At 65.7% G+C, this 18934-nt stretch carries 19 protein-coding genes and 2 pseudogenes; 13 read left to right on the top strand and 8 right to left on the bottom strand.

The features are described 5' to 3' along the window. Positions 1–6 precede the first annotated feature (6 nt). Positions 7–604: pseudogene (gene plsY, locus AV541_RS04725) on the bottom strand (glycerol-3-phosphate 1-O-acyltransferase PlsY). Between the two features lie 110 nt (positions 605–714). Between plsY and AV541_RS04720 the strand changes: the two are divergent. From AV541_RS04720 to AV541_RS12215, 5 genes are all read left to right on the top strand, one after another. After that, entirely contained in the window at positions 715–1092 is a 378-nt protein-coding gene (locus tag AV541_RS04720; RefSeq protein ID WP_167345966.1) for a type IV pilin, read from the top strand. Positions 1093–1111: 19 nt separating this feature from the next. Next, complete coding sequence (locus AV541_RS04715; RefSeq protein WP_060384354.1) at positions 1112–1585, top strand: type IV pilus modification PilV family protein; 474 nt, start codon at positions 1112–1114, stop codon at positions 1583–1585. Next, entirely contained in the window at positions 1585–2457 is an 873-nt protein-coding gene (locus tag AV541_RS04710; protein WP_060384353.1) for a PilW family protein, read from the top strand. The genes AV541_RS04715 and AV541_RS04710 overlap by 1 nt, the downstream gene beginning before the upstream one ends. A 12-nt stretch (positions 2458–2469) precedes the next feature. After that, positions 2470–3411 carry a DUF4900 domain-containing protein gene (locus tag AV541_RS12220; protein ID WP_244880608.1) on the top strand — a complete coding sequence of 314 codons (942 nt, stop codon included), beginning with the start codon at positions 2470–2472 and terminating at the stop codon, positions 3409–3411. A gap of 314 nt (positions 3412–3725) precedes the next feature. Next, complete coding sequence (locus AV541_RS12215; protein ID WP_244880606.1) at positions 3726–4310, top strand: hypothetical protein; 585 nt, start codon at positions 3726–3728, stop codon at positions 4308–4310. On the opposite strand, the gene AV541_RS04700 is transcribed toward AV541_RS12215, so the two are convergent. Then, on the bottom strand, positions 4307–5086 hold the full coding sequence (locus AV541_RS04700; protein ID WP_008631289.1) for an ABC transporter permease: 780 nt from the start codon (positions 5084–5086) through the stop codon (positions 4307–4309). The two genes, AV541_RS12215 and AV541_RS04700, sit on opposite strands and share 4 nt — an antisense overlap. A gap of 24 nt (positions 5087–5110) precedes the next feature. Between AV541_RS04700 and AV541_RS04695 the strand changes: the two genes are divergently transcribed. From AV541_RS04695 to AV541_RS04685, 3 genes and pseudogenes are all read left to right on the top strand, one after another. Beyond that, a complete protein-coding gene (locus AV541_RS04695; protein ID WP_008631290.1) occupies positions 5111–6133 on the top strand; it encodes an ABC transporter ATP-binding protein in 1023 nt (340 codons plus the stop codon). After that, positions 6130–6905 (top strand): annotated as a pseudogene (locus tag AV541_RS04690) (ABC transporter permease). The gene AV541_RS04695 and the pseudogene AV541_RS04690 overlap by 4 nt, the downstream one beginning before the upstream one ends. Before the next feature lie 7 nt (positions 6906–6912). Continuing rightward, entirely contained in the window at positions 6913–7446 is a 534-nt protein-coding gene (locus AV541_RS04685) for a Uma2 family endonuclease (RefSeq protein WP_008631291.1), read from the top strand. Here AV541_RS04685 and cimA read toward each other — a convergent pair. The 6 genes from cimA to AV541_RS04655 form a co-directional block, all read right to left on the bottom strand. Then, positions 7418–9001, bottom strand: coding sequence for a citramalate synthase (gene cimA / locus AV541_RS04680; RefSeq protein ID WP_060384352.1), 1584 nt, complete (start codon positions 8999–9001; stop codon positions 7418–7420). The genes AV541_RS04685 and cimA overlap by 29 nt on opposite strands. Positions 9002–9003: 2 nt before the next feature. After that, positions 9004–10566 (bottom strand): 2-isopropylmalate synthase, encoded by a 1563-nt coding sequence (locus AV541_RS04675; protein ID WP_060384351.1) that lies wholly within the window; start codon positions 10564–10566, stop codon positions 9004–9006. Between the two features lie 56 nt (positions 10567–10622). Continuing rightward, entirely contained in the window at positions 10623–11636 is a 1014-nt protein-coding gene (gene ilvC / locus AV541_RS04670; RefSeq protein ID WP_060384350.1) for a ketol-acid reductoisomerase, read from the bottom strand. Continuing rightward, a complete protein-coding gene (ilvN, locus tag AV541_RS04665) occupies positions 11633–12145 on the bottom strand; it encodes an acetolactate synthase small subunit (protein ID WP_011173280.1) in 513 nt (170 codons plus the stop codon). Before ilvN ends, ilvC begins: the two co-directional genes overlap by 4 nt. Next, positions 12142–13830 carry a biosynthetic-type acetolactate synthase large subunit gene (gene ilvB / locus AV541_RS04660; protein WP_060384349.1) on the bottom strand — a complete coding sequence of 563 codons (1689 nt, stop codon included), beginning with the start codon at positions 13828–13830 and terminating at the stop codon, positions 12142–12144. The genes ilvN and ilvB overlap by 4 nt, the downstream gene beginning before the upstream one ends. Positions 13831–13985: 155 nt before the next feature. Further along, positions 13986–14966 carry a YpdA family putative bacillithiol disulfide reductase gene (locus tag AV541_RS04655; protein WP_060384348.1) on the bottom strand — a complete coding sequence of 327 codons (981 nt, stop codon included), beginning with the start codon at positions 14964–14966 and terminating at the stop codon, positions 13986–13988. Between the two features lie 157 nt (positions 14967–15123). On the opposite strand from AV541_RS04655, the gene AV541_RS04650 reads away from it, so the two are divergent. The 5 genes from AV541_RS04650 (at position 15124) to AV541_RS04630 (ending at position 18685) form a co-directional block, all read left to right on the top strand. Continuing rightward, positions 15124–15594: a GspH/FimT family protein gene (locus AV541_RS04650; protein WP_060384347.1), complete on the top strand. Its 471-nt coding sequence runs from the start codon at positions 15124–15126 to the stop codon at positions 15592–15594. A gap of 84 nt (positions 15595–15678) precedes the next feature. Beyond that, complete coding sequence (locus AV541_RS04645) at positions 15679–16116, top strand: GspH/FimT family protein (RefSeq protein WP_244880604.1); 438 nt, start codon at positions 15679–15681, stop codon at positions 16114–16116. 19 nt (positions 16117–16135) lie between these two features. Then, a complete protein-coding gene (locus tag AV541_RS04640) occupies positions 16136–16474 on the top strand; it encodes a prepilin (RefSeq protein WP_238529967.1) in 339 nt (112 codons plus the stop codon). Continuing rightward, complete coding sequence (locus tag AV541_RS04635) at positions 16471–17181, top strand: prepilin-type N-terminal cleavage/methylation domain-containing protein (protein WP_008631303.1); 711 nt, start codon at positions 16471–16473, stop codon at positions 17179–17181. Before AV541_RS04640 ends, AV541_RS04635 begins: the two co-directional genes overlap by 4 nt. A 13-nt stretch (positions 17182–17194) precedes the next feature. Further along, positions 17195–18685, top strand: coding sequence for a pilus assembly PilX family protein (locus tag AV541_RS04630; RefSeq protein WP_008631305.1), 1491 nt, complete (start codon positions 17195–17197; stop codon positions 18683–18685). The last annotated feature ends 249 nt before the right edge of the window (positions 18686–18934 follow it).

Here is an 18934-nt window from a genome sequence, read left to right as displayed (position 1 = left end):
TCCAGTCTAGCGTGCCTCCACCCGCTCCCCCAAACGCCTTTCCGTCCCTTCCTGGAGGCGCTTTAGGTTTTCCCGGTGGGTCCAAAAGATGAGGAGGGCCATGAGGAAGACCGTGGCCACCTCCCAAAGGGGCCTGCCCAAGGCCAGGGAGAGGACGAAGGCCGCCACCCCCCGGTCATGCTCCCCGCGGAGACGTAGCGGGTGAGGAGGATGACGCTTAGCCCTATGGGAAAGGTCCAGAGGGCCAAGACGGGGTCCAGGAAGAGGAGGGTGCCGAAGCTCGTGGCCACCCCCTTCCCCCGCGGAAGCGGAGGAAGACCGAGTAGTTGTGGCCCAAAACCGCCATCAGGGCCACCCCGCCCAGCATCCAGTCGGAAAGGCCAAAGGCCCGGGCCACAAGGACGGCGATCCCGCCCTTGAAGACGTCAAAGAAGGCCACCACCAAAGCCGGGCCCCAGCCCAGGGCGCGGAGGACGTTGGTGGCCCCGATGTTCCCTGAGCCCACCTTGCGCAGGTCCACCCCGTAGGTGCGGGCCACCAGCACCCCGGCGGGCACGGAGCCGAAGAGGTAGGCGAGAAAAAGGACCAGGAGCACGGATCCCATGCCATGCCATTCTACCCCCCCATTTGGGGGATAGGCATAATCCACTTAAGGGTTTAAGATGTCGCAAAATGCGGGAGCGCATAGGGTTCACCCTGCTTGAATTCCTCATTGTGCTAGGACTTCTTGGCCTCCTCCTTAGCATCGGCGCCCTTAGCACCTCGAGGCTTCTAAGAAGCGAGGAAAGGTCAAGCTTCCTCACCGCCCTGCAGACCTTCATCTGGCAGGGGGCCACGGAGGCGGCAAGCCGGGGGGAAGCTCTCCTTCTGGACTATGACGGAAGCCGCCTCAGGCTCCTTAGGGAAAGCAACAAAGCCCTCCTCCGTGCCCTTCCCTTGCCTCAAGGGGCAAGCTTAAGCCTAAACCAGGGCCCCATCCTCCGCTATAGCCCCCCAGGGAAGGTGGAAAACCCGGACGGAAGCCCCCTCAATGGGCCCCTTACCTTCACCCTAAGCCTAGGGGGCAAAACCACAGGTACACCGTCTCCTTAATCGGGGAGGTGAAGAAGGAATGAGAAAAGGGCTTACCCTGATAGAAGTTCTCGTAGCCCTGGTCATCCTCTCCGCGGTCCTCTTGGGCCTCTCAGCCCTCTTGGCGCAGAGCCTAAACCGCACCCAAGCAAGCGGGCAAAGGACCCAGGCGGTGCAGATCCTGAACTACCTGGGCCGGCGGATCATCGAGGGGGATACCCGCCTCCTTCCCCAGTCAGGGAGTCCCTTAACCATAGACTACGGTAACCTGAACACGGCCTTTCCCGAACTGCCCAGGGAAAGCCGCTGGCAAAACCCCGCCAACCTCAACCTCTACAAGGCGGTCATCCAGACCGAAACCCCGCCCCAGGCGGTGCAAAGCCTGGGCCTCCTCCAGTACCGCATCCGGGTGTGCTGGAGGGAAGGGCAAGCCGAAGCCTGCACCGCGGCCCTCACCTACGCGCCCCCTGGAGGCGGGGGTGGAGGGCTCGGGCCACTTCCGGGGGTGAACTGATGAAAGGGAAAGGCTTTACCCTGGTGGAGCTCCTCGTAGCCCTTCTGACCCTGGGCATCCTTTTCCTCGCCGCCTCGGAGGTCACAACGCGCTTTCTCCAAACACGGGCTCAGCTGGACACCAAGGCGGGGTTGCAGGGAAAGCTGAGAAGGATCGTAGAGGTCTTTACCCAGGATTTGAGGAGCGCGGCCTTTGGGGGTATCGGAAGCATCCCCTACCCCTCGGGGGCCCAAGGCATCTCCTTCGTCCTCATTGAGGGTGGGGCCGGTTATCCGGTAAGGCCCCATGACTCGGGAAACAACGAAAGCTTTAAACGGGCAGCCGAGGCCAAGATCGTAGCCTTAGTGGCAAACCGGGACCAGCTGGGTATCCAAGATGGGGACCAGGTCCTCTTGGTGAACGGGGCTGGGCAGGCCACGGTCCTGTCCGTAACCCAGGTGAACCCCGTGGGCCAAAACCTTTGGCACGTGGTCCATTCTGGCTGCGGCAACACCATAGACTACACCCCAAACACCCTCCTCTTCCGGGCACGAACCCTGGGCTTCCGCTTTGACCCGCAAGCGGGGACCCTTTTCGCCCGCTACGGGACGGGGGGTGAGGTCCCCGTGGCCTTTAACTTAACCAACTTCCAAATAGACTATGTCTACGAGGGAAGCGGTACCCTAAAGATCAATCCGCCCGTCTACGCCTGGAAAAACCCCCAAGGATCCCCCCCGGTGCAAACCGGTGGCCTGGTCCTCAGGCGGCTTGTCCTCAGCCTCGAGGCCGAAGGCCAAGGAAGGGGAAGGCCTCAAAGGATCAGCTACTCAAGCGCGGTGGAGCTTCCGAGGACGGGAAGCTACGACATCCAAGAGCTCCTGCCTTGCCAGTAAGGAGGTGACGACGTGGGACGCAAAGGCATGGCCCTGATGGTGGTGCTTACCACCCTGATCCTGGTCTCGGGGATCGGTACCCTCCTCTTCCTCCGCACCTTGAACGAGATGCGCCATAGCCAGTTGGACGAAAAGATCGTCCAGACCCTGATGCTCGCCCGGGCCGGGGCCCTTGTGGGCGGGGGGTTTCTTTCGGGCCCCTTACGGGATCAACTGGATGCCCTGGTCCAAGGGCAGGCGAGCACCACCTCCTGCTGGGCTTTGGGAGGAGGTGATTGCTCGGCCCAAGAGCCCGATCCTATATTGACAGCGCAAGCCCTAAACAACCTGGCCCGAGCCCTTCAGGATCGGGTGGATCAGCTGACCTGCAACCAAGACTTTAGCCCGGAGGCAGGGCTTTCCATCACCCTACGGGTTCACTTCACAGACTCGGCCTGTGGCCAAACCCTGCCAACGGGCATCCAACTCCCCCCGGGTCGCTTCGTGGAAGGCGCTCCTCGGAGCGCAAACCAGGCCGCCACCCAGACCTATGCCCTCCCCTTCGTCCTAGTGGCCCAAGGCGGGGCAGGGATATACCGGAGGAACGTGGTTGTGCAAGGGGAGTACCGCTTTACCTTAGGCCGGTCCAGCTTTGCCCGCTACGCCCTTTTCACCCACATCCACACACTTCCAAACGGCACGGACATATGGTTCACCGACGGCACCCTTTTTGACGGCCCGGTCCACACCAACACCTACTTCCGCTTCTACCGTAGGCCCTGGTTCGGTGGACCCGTGACCTCGGCAGGCTGTACGAACCCAAGCCAAGATGGCCAGGCCTGCGGTAGCCAGAGGGCAGGGGCTTACTTCTATGGCCAAGGCTTCCTAAGCCCAACCCAGATGCAGCCAAGCCCCAGTGCCCCGGTGGTGACCAACAGGTATGGCACCCACGCCCCCACCTTTGCCGGGGGATAGACTGGCAGGCTAGCTTCATCCCCCTACCCCAAAACGCCCAGGACCAAAAAGCCGCGGCCCAAAACGGGGGATTGTACTTTTCCCAAGGGGTAATGAGCCTCAAGCTCTCCTTCCAGTGCGAGAACGCAAACGGCGCCAAGGTGGCCTGCGACACCCCCCAGGCCATCAAATACCAATACATCGAGGCCCAGATTTGCCAAAACAGGGCCTGCAACCGGGTGCAAAGGGAGGTCTATCGGTATACCGAGGGTGGGCCCCTAGAAAAAGAGCAGAATAATGGCCGGTTCCAAACGGTACGGCCAAGCTTTAACGGGGTGATCTACGTAGATGGTGGGGTGGAAAGCCTAGAGGGCCCAGGGAGAAACGGGAACCAGCCCACCCCGGCCCTCGCCAGCTTTGCCCAGATCACCGTGGCCGCAAGCGGCACCATCCGGATACAGGGGGATCTCACCTATGAGATCCCTCCCTGCACGAGTCCGTCCAGGCGTAACCCGGACGGCACCATAACCCCTGCGAACTGCCCCAACTCCCAGGCCCAAAACATCCTTGGGATCTACAGCCAGGATGGGGATGTCCTGATTGGAGAAAATGCCCCGGATAACGTCCAGATCCACGCCACCTTGATGTCCTCCTCAGGGGTGGTGGCCGTGGAGAACTACAATCGAACCCGCGCCAGGGGCACGGCCTACCTCCTTGGGGGCATCATTGAGAAGTACTACGGGGCCTTTGGAACCTTTAATTCAACCACGGGCCAACAACAAACGGGCTATGGCCGGACCTTCGTATACGACCCACGCCTACGAAGGGGCCTTGCCCCGCCCTTCTTCCCCACCACGGGAAAGGACCAGGTCCTCGCCGTAACCCTCTTCGCCTACGGCCAGCGGGAACAGCTCTACTAGCTGCTCGCCGAGGTGTAGCTCCTAAGGGCCAGGCGGAAGAAGCCCCGGGCTAGGAGGAGGAGGAAGAGGGTGGGGAAGAGGGCATAGAGGGGGGTTTCCCTCCTCAGCGCTGCCTCCGCGGGCACGGTGGTGAGGAAGGCCACGGGCACCACGAAGGTGAAAAAGACCCGGTAAAGGGCGGGGTAGCTGGAGACGGGAAACCGCCCCGCCTCGAGAAGCCCCCGCAGCACCTCGGTCACGTTGTAGATCTTGACGAACCAGACGCTGGTGGTGGCGAGGAGGAACCAGAGGCTGTAAAGCATCAGGGCCCCGAGGAGGAAGTAGAGGCCGAAGAGGGCGTAGTCCCCAGCACCCAGGCCCAGGCGAACTCCCGCGTAGAGGAGGAGGCCGAGGCCCAAGAGGAAATCCCCCAGGCCCCAGGGGGAAAAGACCCGCAAGGAGAGCCAGAACTGGGGATCTATGGGCTTAAGGAGGACAAAGTCCAGGGTACCTTGTTGCACGTGTTCCACGATCTTGTTGAGGTTCGGGGCGAGGAGGGTGCTCGCCAGCCCCTGGAGCAGGGTAAAGGCGGCGAGGACCAAAAGCGCCTCCTCCCAGGCCCACCCTCCGGGCCGGTACCCTCCTTGGTAGAGGAGCACCAGACCGAACAGGGCCCCAAGAAGGGTCAGGGCCGAGGAGAGAAGGCCCAGGAGGAAGTTGAGCCGGTACTCCATCTCCGCCGCCAGGCTGAGGCGAAGGAAAAGCAGGAAAACCCTCAGGTACCGCACAGGGAACATTAGACCACAGGGTAGACTATAGGGGTGTCGGCGGAACCCATCATCCTTGCCCAGGACCTCACCAAGCACTACCGGGTGGCCCTGAAGGAGGAAAGCCTCCTCGCCACCCTGCGCCACTTTCTCCTGCGCCAGTACCGCACGGTGAAGGCGGTGGAAGGGGTGAGCTTTCAAATCGCAAGGGGCGAGGTGGTAGGCTTTCTGGGCCCCAACGGGGCGGGTAAGACCACCACCTTGAAGATGCTCACCGGCCTGATCCACCCCACCCGGGGTAAGGCGGTGGTGGCGGGACACATTCCCTGGCGGCGGGAAAAGGCCTTCTTGAAAAAGATCACCCTGGTGATGGGCAACAAGCAGCAGCTCATCTGGGACCTGCCCGCCCTGGACACCTTCCGCCTCAACGCCGCCATCTACGATATCCCCGAAGGGGAGTTCCGGAAGCGGGTTTCGGAGCTTTCGGAAATGCTTTCCCTAACGAATAAGCTCCACCAGCCCGTGCGCAAGCTCTCCCTGGGGGAAAGGATGAAGGCCGAGCTTCTGGCGGCCCTTCTCCACCGCCCGGAGGTGCTCTTTCTGGACGAGCCCACCCTGGGCCTGGACGTGAACGCCCAGGTGGCGGTGCGGGAGTTCATCCGGGAGTACAACCGGCGCTACGGGGCCACGGTTCTCCTCACCAGCCATTACATGGCGGACATCGCCGCCCTGGCGGAACGGGTCTTGGTGATCCACCAGGGAAGGCTCCTCTACGATGGACCCCTGGCAGGGCTTCTGGAACGCTTCGCCCCCTACCGGGAGGTGGGGCTCACCCTGGCCTACCCCCTGCCCAGGGAAGCCTTCCTGGCCTTCGGGGAGGTCAGGGACCTCGAGGGCCTAAAGGCCCGGCTTCTGGTGCCCCGGGAGAGGCTTACGGAAAGGGTGGCGGAGATCCTTAAAAGCCTTCCCGTGGAGGACCTAGAGGTGCGGGAGCCCCCTTTGGAAGAGGTCATCGCCCGGGTGTACAAGATCGCCCCTTCGGGGCTGAGCGAAACCCCCGCCCTGGAGGAGGCATGAGGAAAGCCAAAACCCTCCTCGCCGTCTACCTGGCCTACATGCTGGAGTACCGGGCGGAGCTCTTCCTCTGGGCCCTGGCCGGGGCCTTGCCCCTGATCCTCCTCGGGGTCTGGACCGAGGCAGCCAGGGGCGGGGAGTTTGCCCTGTCCCCGGGGGAGTTTGCCCGTTACTTCCTCATGGTCTTCCTGGTGCGCCAGGCCACGGTGGTCTGGGTGGTGTGGGAGTTTGAGCGGGATGTGGTGGAAGGGCGGCTTTCCTTCCGGCTCTTAAGGCCCCTGGACCCCTTTTTTGACCACCTGGCGGCCCACGTGGCCGAGCGCCTGGCCCGATTGCCCTTCGTGGTGCTCCTCACCCTCCTCTTCTTCTGGCTCTTCCCGAGGCCCGCTTTGTGCCTGAACCTGGCCCCTTCCTCCTGGGGTTCCTTTTCACCCTTTTGGCCTTTTTGCTCCGCTACCTGATGCAGTACACCACCGCCATGCTCACCTTCTTCACGGAGCGGGCGGTTTCGGTGGAAGAGGTCTTCTTCCTCCTCTACCTCTTCCTCTCCGGCACCATCGCCCCCCTCGAGGTCTTCCCCGAGCCCCTAAGGACCCTAGCCCTCCTCACCCCCTTCCCCTACCTGGTCTACCTGCCCGCAGCCCTCCTGGCCGGGCAAAAGGTGGATCTGTTCCCGGGGGTTTGGGTGATGCTCTTCTGGGGCGTAGCCTTTCTTCTCCTCTGGCGGCTTTTGTGGCGGCTTGGGCTTAGGCACTACTCGGGCCAAGGGGCATAATGGAGGCATGGCCACCCGCTACCGCTTCCGCGTGGAGGAGTTTGAGCGGGCCTTCCGGGATGTGCCCCGGGTGGAGCTCCTAAGGGGAGAGGTCTACCAGATGAGCCCGATTGGACCCAAGCACTTTCTTGCGGCGATGCGCCTTGATCACATGTTGAAGGAGGCCCTCCAAGGCAAGGCCTTGGTGGCGGTGCAGTCCCCCCTTCATCTTTCAGAGGATTCCGAGCCAGAACCCGATCTCCTGGTGCTTCAACCCCCCTTGGAACGCTACGAGGGCCGGCTCCCCCGCCCTGAGGATGTTCTTCTGCTCGTGGAGGTAGCCGACACTTCCTTGGAGTTTGACCGGGAGGTTAAGCTTCCCCTTTACGCCGAAGCAGGAATCCCCGAGGTATGGCTTGTGAACCTAAAGGAGAACCTCCTCGAGGTCTACCGGGAGCCCCGTGAGGGACGCTACCGGTCCATCCGCCTCCTCTCCCCCTCCGAGCCCGTAAGCCCCTTGGCCTTCCCCGAGATCAGCCTGCCCTGGGCGCCGTCTCCTTGAGGCTCGGGTAAAGGAGGGCGTAGGCGTAGCCGTCGGTAAGGGCCTTCAAGGAGGCCTCGAGGATGTTCTCGCTGGCCCCCACGGTGGCGAAGCGCTCCTCCCCCCGCTTCATCTCGATCATCACCCGCACCCCGGAGTTGGTCCCCGACTCCTGGCCGGAGAGGATGCGCACCTTGTAGTCGGTGAGCTCCACATCGGAAAGCTCGGGGTAAAACTGGAGCACGGCCTTGCGGAAGGCCCTGTCCAGGGCGGAAACCGGCCCCGAGGGGCTTTCCGCTGCGGTGTGCTGCAGGCTTTCCCCCACCCGAACCCGCACCGTGGCCTCGGCCCAGGCGGTATCCAGGCCGCTTCCGTGGACGAAGACGGAAAACCCCTCCACGCTGAAGGGCAGGCTCCCCCCCTTCAGGCGGTGGGCCAGGAGGTAGAAGCTGGCCTCCGCCCCCTCGAAGGCGTAGCCCTCGTACTCCAGGGCCTTGACCTCCTCCAGAAGGCGCCTGGCCTCCTCCTTGCTTAGGTCCACCCCGAGCTCCTGGAGCTTGGCGAGGAGGTTGGAGCGGCCCGAGACGTCCGAGACCAGAAAGCGCCGCTGGTTCCCCACCCACTCCGGGAGGATGTGCTCGTAGGTGCGGGGGTTCTTGAGGACGGCGGAGACGTGCACCCCGGCCTTGTGGGCGAAGGCCGCCTCCCCCACGTAGGGGGCGCGGCGGTTGGGGGTGAGGTTGGCCCTTTCGTCCACGAAGTGGGAAACCTCCCTGAGCTCCCTCAGCTTTTCCGGGGAGATGGCGGGGATCCCGTACTTGAAGACCAGGGTGGGGAGGAAGCTCGTGAGGTTGAGGTTGCCGCACCTTTCCCCGTAGCCGTTGATGGTCCCCTGGACGTGGGTGGCCCCGGCCCGCACCGCCGCGAGGGCGTTGGCCACGGCGAGGTCGGCGTCGTTGTGGGGGTGGATGCCCACCCGGACCCCCGGAAACCGCTCCACCACCGCCTTGGTGATGGCGTAGACCTCCTCGGGGAGGCTCCCCCCGTTGGTGTCGCAGAGGACCAGGGTGTCGGCCCCGCCCCTGAAGGCGGCCTCGAGGGTGGCGAGGGCGTAAGCGGGGTCCTCCTTGTAGCCGTCAAAGAAGTGCTCGGCGTCGTAGACCACCCGCCTGCCCCTCCGGGCGAAGAAGGCCACCGTCTCCTCAATCATGCGGAGGTTCTCCTCCAAGGTGGTCTCCAAAGCCTCCAGAACGTGGAGGGTCCAGCTTTTACCGAAGAGGACCACCACCGGGGTCTCCGCCTCCAAAAGGGCGAGGACCGAGGGGTCTTCCTCGGGGGCGAGGCCCTTTCGCCTCGTGGCGCCGAAGGCGGCAAGCCTCGCCGCCCCCAGGTCCACCCCCTTCATGCGCTGGAAAAACTCCGCATCCTTGGGGTTGGAGCCGGGCCAGCCCCCCTCGATCAGGTGGATGCCGAAGGCAGCCAGGCGCCTGGCGATGGCCACCTTGTCGTCTACGGAGAGGCTTACCCCCTCCCCTTGGGTGCCGTCCCTTAAGGTGGTGTCCAGGATCTCCACCATGCCTAGACCCCGCGGTGGACCTCCTCAATGGAGGGCGGGTGCCGGGTGGCCCGGCCCGAGGCGAGCTTCCCGGCGGCGTCCAGGAAGGCGAGGGCGCTGGCCTCAATGATGTCGGGGGAGACCCCCACCCCCACGGCCTGGAGCTCGCCAAGCCTAAGGCGCACCGTGACCTGGCCCAGGGCCTCGGTGCTCCCCGTGATGGCCTCCACCCGGTAGAGCTCAAGCTCCGGCCTCAGGCCGATGGCCTCCTGGATGGCCTTGTACACGGCGTCTACGGGACCGTCCCCGGTGTGGGTGGCGAGCCTCTCCCCGTCCGGGGTCTTCACCTTGACCGTGGCCGTGGGAAGGAGGCCCGAACCGGAGAAGAACTGGACGTGCTCCAGCTGGAAGAAGTGGGAGGTGGGCTCCCGCTCGCTTTCCACCAGGGCCTGAAGCTCATCGGCGGAAAGGGGCCCCTTCTTCTCGGCGATCTCCTTGAAGCGGGCGAAGAGCTTCTTCACCTCTTCCTCGGAGAGGTCCTTGTAGCCCAGGTCCTCGAGGGCCTTTTTAAAAGCCGCCCGGCCCGAGTGCTTGCCGAGGACCAAAACGGCGGGCCGCCTCCCGATGAGCTCGGCGTCCATGATCTCGTAGGTGGCCCGGTGCTTGATGACCCCGTCCTGGTGGATGCCGGACTCGTGCGCGAAGGCGTTGTCCCCCACGATGGCCTTGTTGGGGGGAACGGGCATCCCGGTGTAGCGCTCCACCAGGCGGCTCACCCGGTAGATCTCCCGGGTGTTGATCCGCGTGTAGGCCTTGTACCAGTCCCGGCGCACGTAGAGGGCCATGACCACCTCCTCCAGGGCGCAGTTCCCCGCCCGCTCCCCGATGCCGTTGATGGTGCACTCGATCTGGCCCGCCCCGTTCTCCACGCCCGCCAGGGCGTTGGCCGTGGCCATGCCCAGGTCGTCGTGGGTGTGGGTGGAGATGATCACGTCCCGCCCCCGCACCACCTCGTCCCGGATCCTGCGGATCAGGGCCCCGTACTCCTGGGGCGTGCCGTAGCCCGTGGTGTCGGGGATGTTGATGGTGGTGGCCCCGGCCTCAATGGCCACCTCGTAAAGCCGCTTCACGAACTCCCAGTCCGCCCGCATCACGTCCTGGGCGGAGAACTCCACGTCGTCCACGTACCTCCTGGCGTAGCGGACCATTCTATCCGCCATCTCCAGGACCTCCTCCTCCGTCTTCTTCAGCATGTACTGCAGGTGGACCTTGGAGGCGGAGGTGAAGACGTGGATCCTGGGCTTTTCCGCCTTCTCCAGGGCCTTGGCCGCCTGGTCAATGTCCAGGGTGTGGGTGCGGGCGAGGGCGGCGATGATGGGTCCCCGCACCTCGGAGGCGATGCGCCGCACCGCCTCAAACTCCAAAGGCCCCGATACGGGGAAGCCCGCCTCAATGATGTCCACGTTGAGCTGGGCGAGGGCCTGGGCGATCTCCAGCTTCTGGTCCAGGGAGAGGGCCACCCCTGGGCTTTGCTCCCCGTCCCTGAGCGTGGTGTCAAAGATCCGGATGTGCCGTTCCTTCTCCATCTTCCTTCACCTCCCAAAAACGCACAGGGGCCCCCGAAGGGGCCCCGTCCAAGCCCTTAGCCTACCTCCTCCATTACCCTGGCCTTGAGGAAGGGCATCATGGCGCGAAGCCTCGAGCCCACCTCCTCAATGGGGTGGGCCGCCCAGCGCTTGCGGTTGGCCTCCAAGACGGGGCTTCCCACCTGGTTCTCCAGCATCCACTCCCGGGCGAACTCCCCGGACTGGATCTGGCGCAGGATCTCTCGCATGCGGCGCTTGGTCTCCTCCAGGGGCACGGCGAGGTCGCCCCGGGTGTAGTCCCCGTACTCGGCGGTGTTGGAGATGGAGTAGCGCATCCCCTTAAGCCCCGCCTCGTAGATGAGGTCCACGATGAGCTTCACCTCGTGGACCGTCTCAAAGTAGGCCATCTCCGGGGGGTAGCCCGCCTCCACCAGGGCCTCAAACCCCGCCCGGATGAGCCGGGTGAGCCCCCCGCAAAGCACCGCCTGCTCCCCGAAGAGGTCCGTCTCCGTCTCGTCCTTGAAGGTGGTGGCGATGACCCCGGCCCGGGCCGCCCCGATGGCCTTGGCGTAGGCGAGGGCGGTGGGGAAGGCGCTTCCCGAGGCGTCCTGGTGCACGGCCACGAGGGCCGGGACCCCGCTTCCCTTCTGATACTCCGAGCGCACCAGGTGGCCCGGGCCCTTGGGGGCCACCATCCAGACGTCCAGGTCCTTGCGGGGCTTGATCTGGCCGAAGTGGACGTTGAAGCCGTGGGCGAAGGCCAGGGCCCCGCCCTCCTTGAGGTTGGGCTCCACCTCCTCCCGGTAGACCTGGGCCTGCTTCTCGTCGGGGAGGAGGACCATGACGACATCGGCCTCCCGCACCGCCTCGGCCACGGGGAGGACCCTAAGCCCGGCGGCCTCCGCCTTCTCCCAGCTTTTAGACCCTTTGCGCAGGCCCACCCGCACGTCCACCCCCGAGTCCTTGAGGTTCAGGGCGTGGGCGTGCCCCTGGGAGCCGAAGCCCAAGACCGCCACCTTCTTGCCCAGGATGAAGCCAAGGTCCGCGTCGTGCTCGTAGTAGATCTTCATACCGCCTCCTTTTTCTCCCGCACCTTCAAGACCCGGTCTCCCCGGCTCATGGCCACCGCGCCGGTGCGCATGACCTCGAGGATCCCGTAGGGTCTCAAGGCCTCAATAAAGGAGTTGACCTTCTGGGTGTCCCCGGTGAGCTCCAGGATGAGGCTCTTCTGGGCCACGTCCACCACCCTCGCCCGGAAGGCCTCCTGGATGTCCTTGACGGCGAGGCGCTCCTCGAGGCCCGCCACGTGGACCTTCACCAGGCAGAGCTCCCGCTCCACGTGGGGCTCGGTGTGGTCCGTGACCTTGAGGACCTCAATGAGCCGGTTGAGCTGCTTCTCCACCTGCTCCAGGGTGCGGTCGTCCCCGGAGACCACGAGGCAGATCCGGGAAAGCCCCGGCTGGTGGGTGGTGCCCACGGCGAGGCTTTCCAGGTTGAAGCCGCGCCTTGCGAAAAGGCCCGTGATGCGGTTCAAGACCCTGGGGTGGTCCTGCACCAAAACGGAGATGACGTGCCTCACGCCCCCACCTCCTCCTTCTCCTCGGGAGGCTCGAGGATCATGTCCTCGGCCGCGCCCCCGGCGGGGATCATGGGGAAGACCCCCTCCTCGTGGTAGACCTTGAACTCGGCCACCACGGGGCCGTCGGCGTTCAGAACGGCCTCCACCCCCTTCATGAGGTCCTCCTTCCGCTCCACCCTCACCCCCTTGATCCCGTAGGCCTCGGCGAGGCGGGCGAAGTCGGGGTTGGAGTCCGCCAGGTAGACCTCGCTGTAGCGCTTGGCGTGGAAGAGGTCCTGCCACTGGCGCACCATGCCCAGGTAGCCGTTGTTGAGGATGACGATCTTCACATCCAGCTTGTACTTCACCACCGTGGCCAGCTCCTGCAGGGTCATCTGGAAGGAGCCGTCCCCGTCAAAGTCAATGACGAGCTCCTCGGGGCGGGCGATCTTGGCCCCGATGGCGAAGGGAAGCCCCACCCCCATGGTGCCGAGGCCTCCCGAGGTGAGGAAGCTCCTCGGGCGGGTCACGGGGAAGAACTGGGCGGCGAACATCTGGTGCTGCCCCACCCCCGTGGTGACGATGGCGTGTCCTCCCGTGGCCTCGTGGAAGGCCCGGATCACCTCCTGGCTTTGCAGGTGGGGCCTGGGCTTGTAGCGCAAGGGGTAGCGGGTGCGCCACTCCTCGAGCTCCCGCCACCAGGCGGCAAGCCTCAAGGCCTTCGCCCCCTTGAGGAGCTCCTTGAGGACGAGCCTCGAGTCCCCCACGATGGGGATGTGGGTGCGCACCAACTTGCCGATCTCCGCCGGGTCAATGTCCACGTGGATGATGGTGTGGGCGTGGGGCGCGAAACGGGAGACCTTGCCCGTGACCCGGTCGTCAAAGCGGAGGCCGATGGCGAGGATCACGTCCGCGTGGTGGATGGCCCGGTTGGCGGCCACGGTGCCGTGCATCCCCGGCATCCCGAGCCACAAGGGGTGGTTCCCGGGGAAGGCCCCGAGGCCCATGAGGGTGGTGATCACGGGAAGCCCCGTCTTCTCGGCGAAGGCGAGGAGCTCGGCGTGGGCGTGCTGCGCCCCACCCCCCACCATGAGGACGGGGCGCTCCGCCTTCTCCAGGGCGTCCAGGGCCCGTTCAATCTGCTTGGGGTGCCCCTTCAGGGTGGGCTTGTACCCGGGGAGGTCCAGCCTCACGTCAAAGCTCCCCGTGAACTCCGCAAGCTGCACGTCCTTGGGGATGTCAATGAGCACGGGGCCGGGGCGGCCGGTGGCAGCGATGTGGAAGGCCTCCTTCACCACCCGGGGGATCTCGTTCACGTCCTGGACCAGGTAGTTGTGCTTGGTGATGGGCATGGTGACCCCGGTGACGTCCGCCTCCTGGAAGGCGTCGGTGCCGATGAGGGCCCGGGGGACGTTCCCGGTGATGGCCACCACCGGGGTGGAGTCCATCATGGCGTCCGCGAGGCCCGTGACCAGGTTCAGGGCCCCGGGGCCCGAGGTGGCCATGACCACCCCCACCCGGCCCGAGGCGCGGGCGTAGGCGGTGGCCGCGTGGACCCCGCCCTGCTCGTGCCGCACCAGGATGTGGCGGATGGGGCTATCGTAGAGGGCGTCGTAGGTGGGCATGATCGCCCCGCCCGGGTGGCCGAAGATCACCTCCACCCCTTCCCGCTCCAGCGCCCTTAAAAGTGCCTCCGCTCCCTTCATGGACCCCTCCTTAAACTTGAAACCCCCCGGTTGGCCCGGGGGGTTATGGGATGCGCCCTAAAGCGCTACGCCCTACCCCCCGCTGGCCCTACGATTAGGACCAGGGCTAGGGATAGGGCGAGCCCGGAACGCATCTTGCCGCTAAGGATAGTCCCCTAAGGCCTCGGTGTCAAGCCCCGCACCCGGGCGGCGATGGCGGTGAGGGCGGCCCTAGCGTGCTCCCGGCCGTTCTCAATGAAGACGGAGCGGGTGTCGGGCCCGTAGGCGCAGGAGCCCACGGCGAAGAGGCCGGGAACGGAGGTCTCCCACTCCGGGGAAAGCCAGGGCCTCTCCCCCTCGTAGGCCACCCCCGCCTCCCTAAGGAGGCGGTCTTCCGCCCGGTAGCCGATGAGAACCAGCACGAAGTCGGCGGGCAGGAACTCCCGCCCTTCTGGGCGGCGAAGCCAAAGCCCCTCCGGGGTGATGGCCTCCACCCGGGCCTCCATGACCGCCCGGATGCTCCCTTCCTTGACCCGGTTCTCAAAGTCGGGGAGGAGCCAGTACTTCACCGAGGGCCGGACCCACTTTCCCCGGTGGACGAGGGTGACCTTCGCCCCGCCGCGGTAGAGGTCCAAGGCCGCCTCCACCGCCGAGTTGGACCCCCCCACCACCGCCACCTCCCGCCCGAAGAAGGGGGCGGCCTCCTCGTAGCGGTGGAAGACGTGGGGAAGTTCCTCCCCGGGAACCCCCAGGCGGTTCGGGTTCCCGAAGTAGCCCGTGGCCACCACCACGTACCGGGCCGAGAAGGCCCTTTCCCCCTTGCGGTCCCTGGCCAGGACCTGGAAGGCCCCCTCCCGGCCCCGGATGCTCAGGACCTCGGTGTAGGTGAGGACGCTTAGCCCCTCCCGCTCCGCCACCCGCTGGTAGTAGAGGAGGGCCTCCTTGCGGGTGGGCTTGGGGCCTTGGGCGACCAAGGGATGGCCCCCGATCTCAATGTTCTTGGCCTCGGAGAAGAAGACCATGTCCCGGGGAAAGCGAAAGACCGTCTCCGCCACCGTGCCCCGCTCCAGGACCAGGTGGGAGAGGCCGAGCCGCTTGGCCCAAAGGGCGGCGCAAAGCCCCACGGGACCCGCGCCCACCACGAGGACGTCCACCATGGCCCTGAGTTTACGGCAACGGGCAGGCCTCCCCCGTGGGGTGGCTCACAAGGGCCCAGGCGCTTGGGCCGCGTCCTCGGACCTCCTGGCCTGAAGCTTGAAAAACCTCAAACGCGCCTTCCGATTCTGGATTCCATTCGCTAAACTTAAACCGAAGATGACGCGGCGGGGCCTTACCCTTTTGGAGCTCCTGCTGGTCTTGGGCATCCTGGGGGTCCTCCTAGGGCTGGCCCTTCCACTTCTTTCCCCCAACCGCCTCGCCCTGGACCAGGCCGCCCGCTCCCTCGCCGCCCAGGTGACCCGGGCACGGCTGGAGGCCATCCGCCGGAACACCTTCGTGGGCCTTCAGGTGTTCACCGAAGGAGCGGGGGGTTACCTGCTCTTCGTGGACCAAAACGCCAACCGCCGCTACGACCCCGGGGAGGAGTTCGGCGCGACCCGCTTCGGCCAAGGGGACTGGGCCCGGGTGCGCCTGGACCCGGAGAAGAGCGCCCTCGGCAACATGCCTCTTCTCTTTGACCCCCGGGGCATCCCGGCCAAGCCCATCACCGCCACGCTCGTCCTCACCTCAGGGGGCGCCACCCGCAAGGTGGTCATCTCCCAGCAGGGCCGGGCCCGCCTGGAGTGACCCCCATTTGGGGGATGCGCACCCGAGGGCGAGCTCCTAAAGTGGTTTAGCGAAATGGCTCCTTGGGTGAGACACGGCCTCAGCTTGCTGGAACTTCTCGTGGTCCTGGCCGTCCTGGGCATCCTGGGCAGCCTTGCTTACACCAACTACAGCACCGCTTACCGCCTCCGGGCGGCGGGGGCCGAGCTCAGGACCTTCCTCCTCGCCGCCCGCACCGAGGCCATCCGCAGGGGAACGGGGGTGGCGGTGGTCCCGGAGGGCCGGGGGCTCCTAAGCTGCGTGGACGAAAACCGAAATCGGGCGTGCGATGCGAGGGAAGCTGTCCTGCGCCGGTTTGACCCGGGAGGGTACGGCGCGGCCCTGGACCTAAGGAGCGGCTTCTCCCCCGGCCTTCGCTTCAACGCCCTGGGGAGGCCCAACACGGGGGCGCGCCTGGCCCTGCGCCTGGGCGGGCGGACCCTCACCCTGTGCGTGGGCATGGGAGGAAGAGCGCGGGAGGTGAGCGGCGATGGGTGCCCGTAAAGGCTTTACCTTGCTGGAGGTGCTCCTGGCTTTGGGGCTCCTCGCCGTGGTGGTGCTGGCCTTCGCCTCTCTGCAGGTGACGAGCCTGCGCGGGGGCCGGCAAGGCCGGGAGCTCCAGGCCGTGGTCCGGGAGATGGAAAACTTCATGGAAAGACTGAGACAGGACCCCCAGGGCGTCCCCACCCTTTGCAACGGCGCCCTAACTCTCGGGGGCAGGCAGGGCACCTGCACCGCCGTCCCCTGTGGCGTGGCCCAGGACGGAGGCCTCACCTGCCCCACCTCGGGGGACGCGCGGGCCTTCCAGGTGGTCCTGGAAGTGGAAGGAAAACGGCTGGAAACGGTGGTGTATCGGCCATGAGAAGGCACGGGTTCTCGCTCCTAGAACTCCTGCTGGCCTCCGCCCTCCTGGGGAGCCTCTTCCTGGTGGTGCTGGCCCTGGAAAACTCCAGCGCCATCCTCAGGGAGCGGGAAAGGGCGAGGGGGCGGCTCGCCGACGAGCTTAGCCTCACCGCCCTTGCCCTGGCCCGGGAGCTTTACACCGTGGGCTACCGCCTCACGGGCCAGGCCCTGGTCCTAAGCCCAAGCCCCGAGGGGGACGGGCTTACGGGCTGGTTCCTCTGCGAGGCGGGGATGGAGGAGGTCTGTGGGGAAAGCCTGGGCCAGGTCAGGGGCACGGGCTACGGGGTGAGCCAGGGGGTCTTCCGCTGGGGCGCCTGCACCGGCGAGGGGTGCACGCCCTCGCCCACCAACCCCGTCTTGGGAGGGGACGAGATCCGGGTAGAGGCCTTCCGGGTGGCCTACCTGGAAGGGGGCACCTGGAGGCGCCAGGCGCAGGCCGTGAACCTGAGGGCCGAGGGCGCAACCCCGAAGGTGAGCGCCCTGGCCCTCTACCTCCTGGCCTCCATCCCCGTGCGGGGAGGCGCCCCCGCCTTCACCCCGGGGAGTACCTTGGACTACCCTCCTGGGCTTTCCCCTGGCCTCCTGGCTCTGCCCCCTGCGGCAGGCGACGGCCGCCTGCGTGCGGAGAAGCTGTGGCTCGTGCAGACGCCGAACCTGGCGCACTGAAAGGAGGTGTGGGATGAACGCAAAAGGCATAGCGCTGGTGGTGGCTCTCGTGGGAATGATGGCGGTCCTCGCCTTCTCCCTGGCCATGGTGCAAAGCGCCCTAGGCAACCTTAAGACCGGGGGTGACCTCCTAAACCGGGCCCAGGCCCGCCAGCGGGCGGAAGCGGGCGTGGACCACGCCCTGGCCTACCTCCACGGCAAAACGGCCTTAAGCGCACCCCAAACCCTCCCCGGCCAAGGCTACCAGGTTTCCCTGACCCCCCAGGGGGCCCAGGGGAACGAGATCCGGGTGGAAAGCCAGGGGCAGATGGGCCTCGCCCGGCACACCGCCGTGGCCGTGGTGCGCCTCCAGAGCGTTCCCACTCAGGCGCAAAACCCCCTGTTTGGCCAGGGATGGATTAGCGGCGGGCGCATCACTATCAACGGGGGGGTGGACCTCTGGGGAAGCCGGCTCCACGCCGACCAAGGCTACGCCAACCTCTCGGGCCAGATCCGGGTGTGCGACGAGGACGGAAGTAACTGCCGCGGGATTAACCAGGTCAACCCGCCGCCCATCACGGGGGGACAAGGGGTAACGGGCACCCAGTGCAATGCGAGCGGGAACAACAGGGTGGTCTGCAACGGCTCCACGCCCAGGTACCAGGTCTGCCCGGTGTACCAGACCCCCTCCGACCCCAACCTTACGTGCCTGGACGCCGTCACGGGCAGAGCCGTGCGCTGGGACCAGGCGACCCGCATCCAAAGACCCGACGTGGACGCGATCAGCCAAGGGAGCCTAGGGGTCCGCGTTACAAGCCCCTTTCAGGACGCCCAAACCAAAGGCTTTTGCCAGTACACCCTCACCTCTTTGGACCCCGGTCAGGCGGGCGAGCTGTTGGCCTTCCTCACCAGCAAGGGGATCACGCCCAACACCAGCAACGTCAACGCCCTTCTGGCCCAAGCCCTTCCCCTCTTCTCCGGAAGCAGGGTCTGCGTCCAGGGGAACGTCACCCTTCCCAACAACACCACGCTCCGCGACGTGACCTTCTACGTGGGGGGCACCTTCCAGGTGAACGGCGCCGCCACCCTGGAAAGGGTCAAGGTGGCGGCCCAGGGTGGGCTGAACCTGGGAAACGTGCAGGCCACGGACAGCAAGTTCTTCGCGAACGGCACCGTCAACCTCAACAACGACGCCACCTTCAAGGGGGACTCCACCCTCGCCTCCCGGCAGTCCCTCAACTTTAACGGCGGGGCCGACCTGCTGAACAACCGCGCCCTCCTAGTGGTGAGCGAGGGGGACATCACCTTCAACGGCCGGGCGGACACCCACGCCTTCATGTGGGCGGGGGGGACCATCACCTTCAACGGTACCGGAGCCTTTATCGGCGGAGCGGTGAGCCTCGGGGGCACCATCCGAAACGGCGGGGGGCAGTTCTACATCCAAAACTCCAACGCCCTCAACAGCGACCTGCCCAACACAGAGACTGGCACCCGGCCCCGGCCCGTGGTCCTGAGCCGGAGGTAATCCTTAGCCCAAGCCCGCTCCAGGCAGCGGGGTGGGTCCGGCTTTCACACCGCTTTCACACCCCTCCCCCATCCTGAAGTTGGCTCCCCCAAAAGGGGGAGTTGACAGCAGGGGGGCGAAGGGAAAGAATAGCCCTCGGAAGGAGGTGAGAAAGGGATAAGAAAGGCGCGGGAAGGCGGATAAGGCTAGGCGGAAAGAAGGCAAGTCGGCTTCAGGCACTCATGGCCGCGCGATACATATAGGCGCGGG

Origin of the sequence: Thermus parvatiensis, assembly GCF_001535545.1 — a bacterium.
Classification (GTDB): domain Bacteria; phylum Deinococcota; class Deinococci; order Deinococcales; family Thermaceae; genus Thermus; species Thermus parvatiensis.
This window is presented reverse-complemented; position numbering and strand designations above follow the sequence as displayed.

Coding starts and splice junctions, on each gene's coding strand:
- AV541_RS04630 (WP_008631305.1), top strand. CDS start 17,195: ATGAACGCAAAAGGCATAGCGCTGGTGGTGGCTCTCGTGGGAATGATG.
- ilvB (WP_060384349.1), bottom strand. CDS start 13,830: ATGAAGGGAGCGGAGGCACTTTTAAGGGCGCTGGAGCGGGAAGGGGTG.
- AV541_RS04635 (WP_008631303.1), top strand. CDS start 16,471: ATGAGAAGGCACGGGTTCTCGCTCCTAGAACTCCTGCTGGCCTCCGCC.
- cimA (WP_060384352.1), bottom strand. CDS start 9,001: ATGGTGGAGATCCTGGACACCACCTTAAGGGACGGCACCCAAGGGGAG.
- AV541_RS04675 (WP_060384351.1), bottom strand. CDS start 10,566: ATGGAGAAGGAACGGCACATCCGGATCTTTGACACCACGCTCAGGGAC.
- AV541_RS04650 (WP_060384347.1), top strand. CDS start 15,124: ATGACGCGGCGGGGCCTTACCCTTTTGGAGCTCCTGCTGGTCTTGGGC.
- AV541_RS04655 (WP_060384348.1), bottom strand. CDS start 14,966: ATGGTGGACGTCCTCGTGGTGGGCGCGGGTCCCGTGGGGCTTTGCGCC.
- AV541_RS04715 (WP_060384354.1), top strand. CDS start 1,112: ATGAGAAAAGGGCTTACCCTGATAGAAGTTCTCGTAGCCCTGGTCATC.
- AV541_RS04710 (WP_060384353.1), top strand. CDS start 1,585: ATGAAAGGGAAAGGCTTTACCCTGGTGGAGCTCCTCGTAGCCCTTCTG.
- AV541_RS04700 (WP_008631289.1), bottom strand. CDS start 5,086: ATGTTCCCTGTGCGGTACCTGAGGGTTTTCCTGCTTTTCCTTCGCCTC.
- ilvC (WP_060384350.1), bottom strand. CDS start 11,636: ATGAAGATCTACTACGAGCACGACGCGGACCTTGGCTTCATCCTGGGC.
- AV541_RS04685 (WP_008631291.1), top strand. CDS start 6,913: ATGGCCACCCGCTACCGCTTCCGCGTGGAGGAGTTTGAGCGGGCCTTC.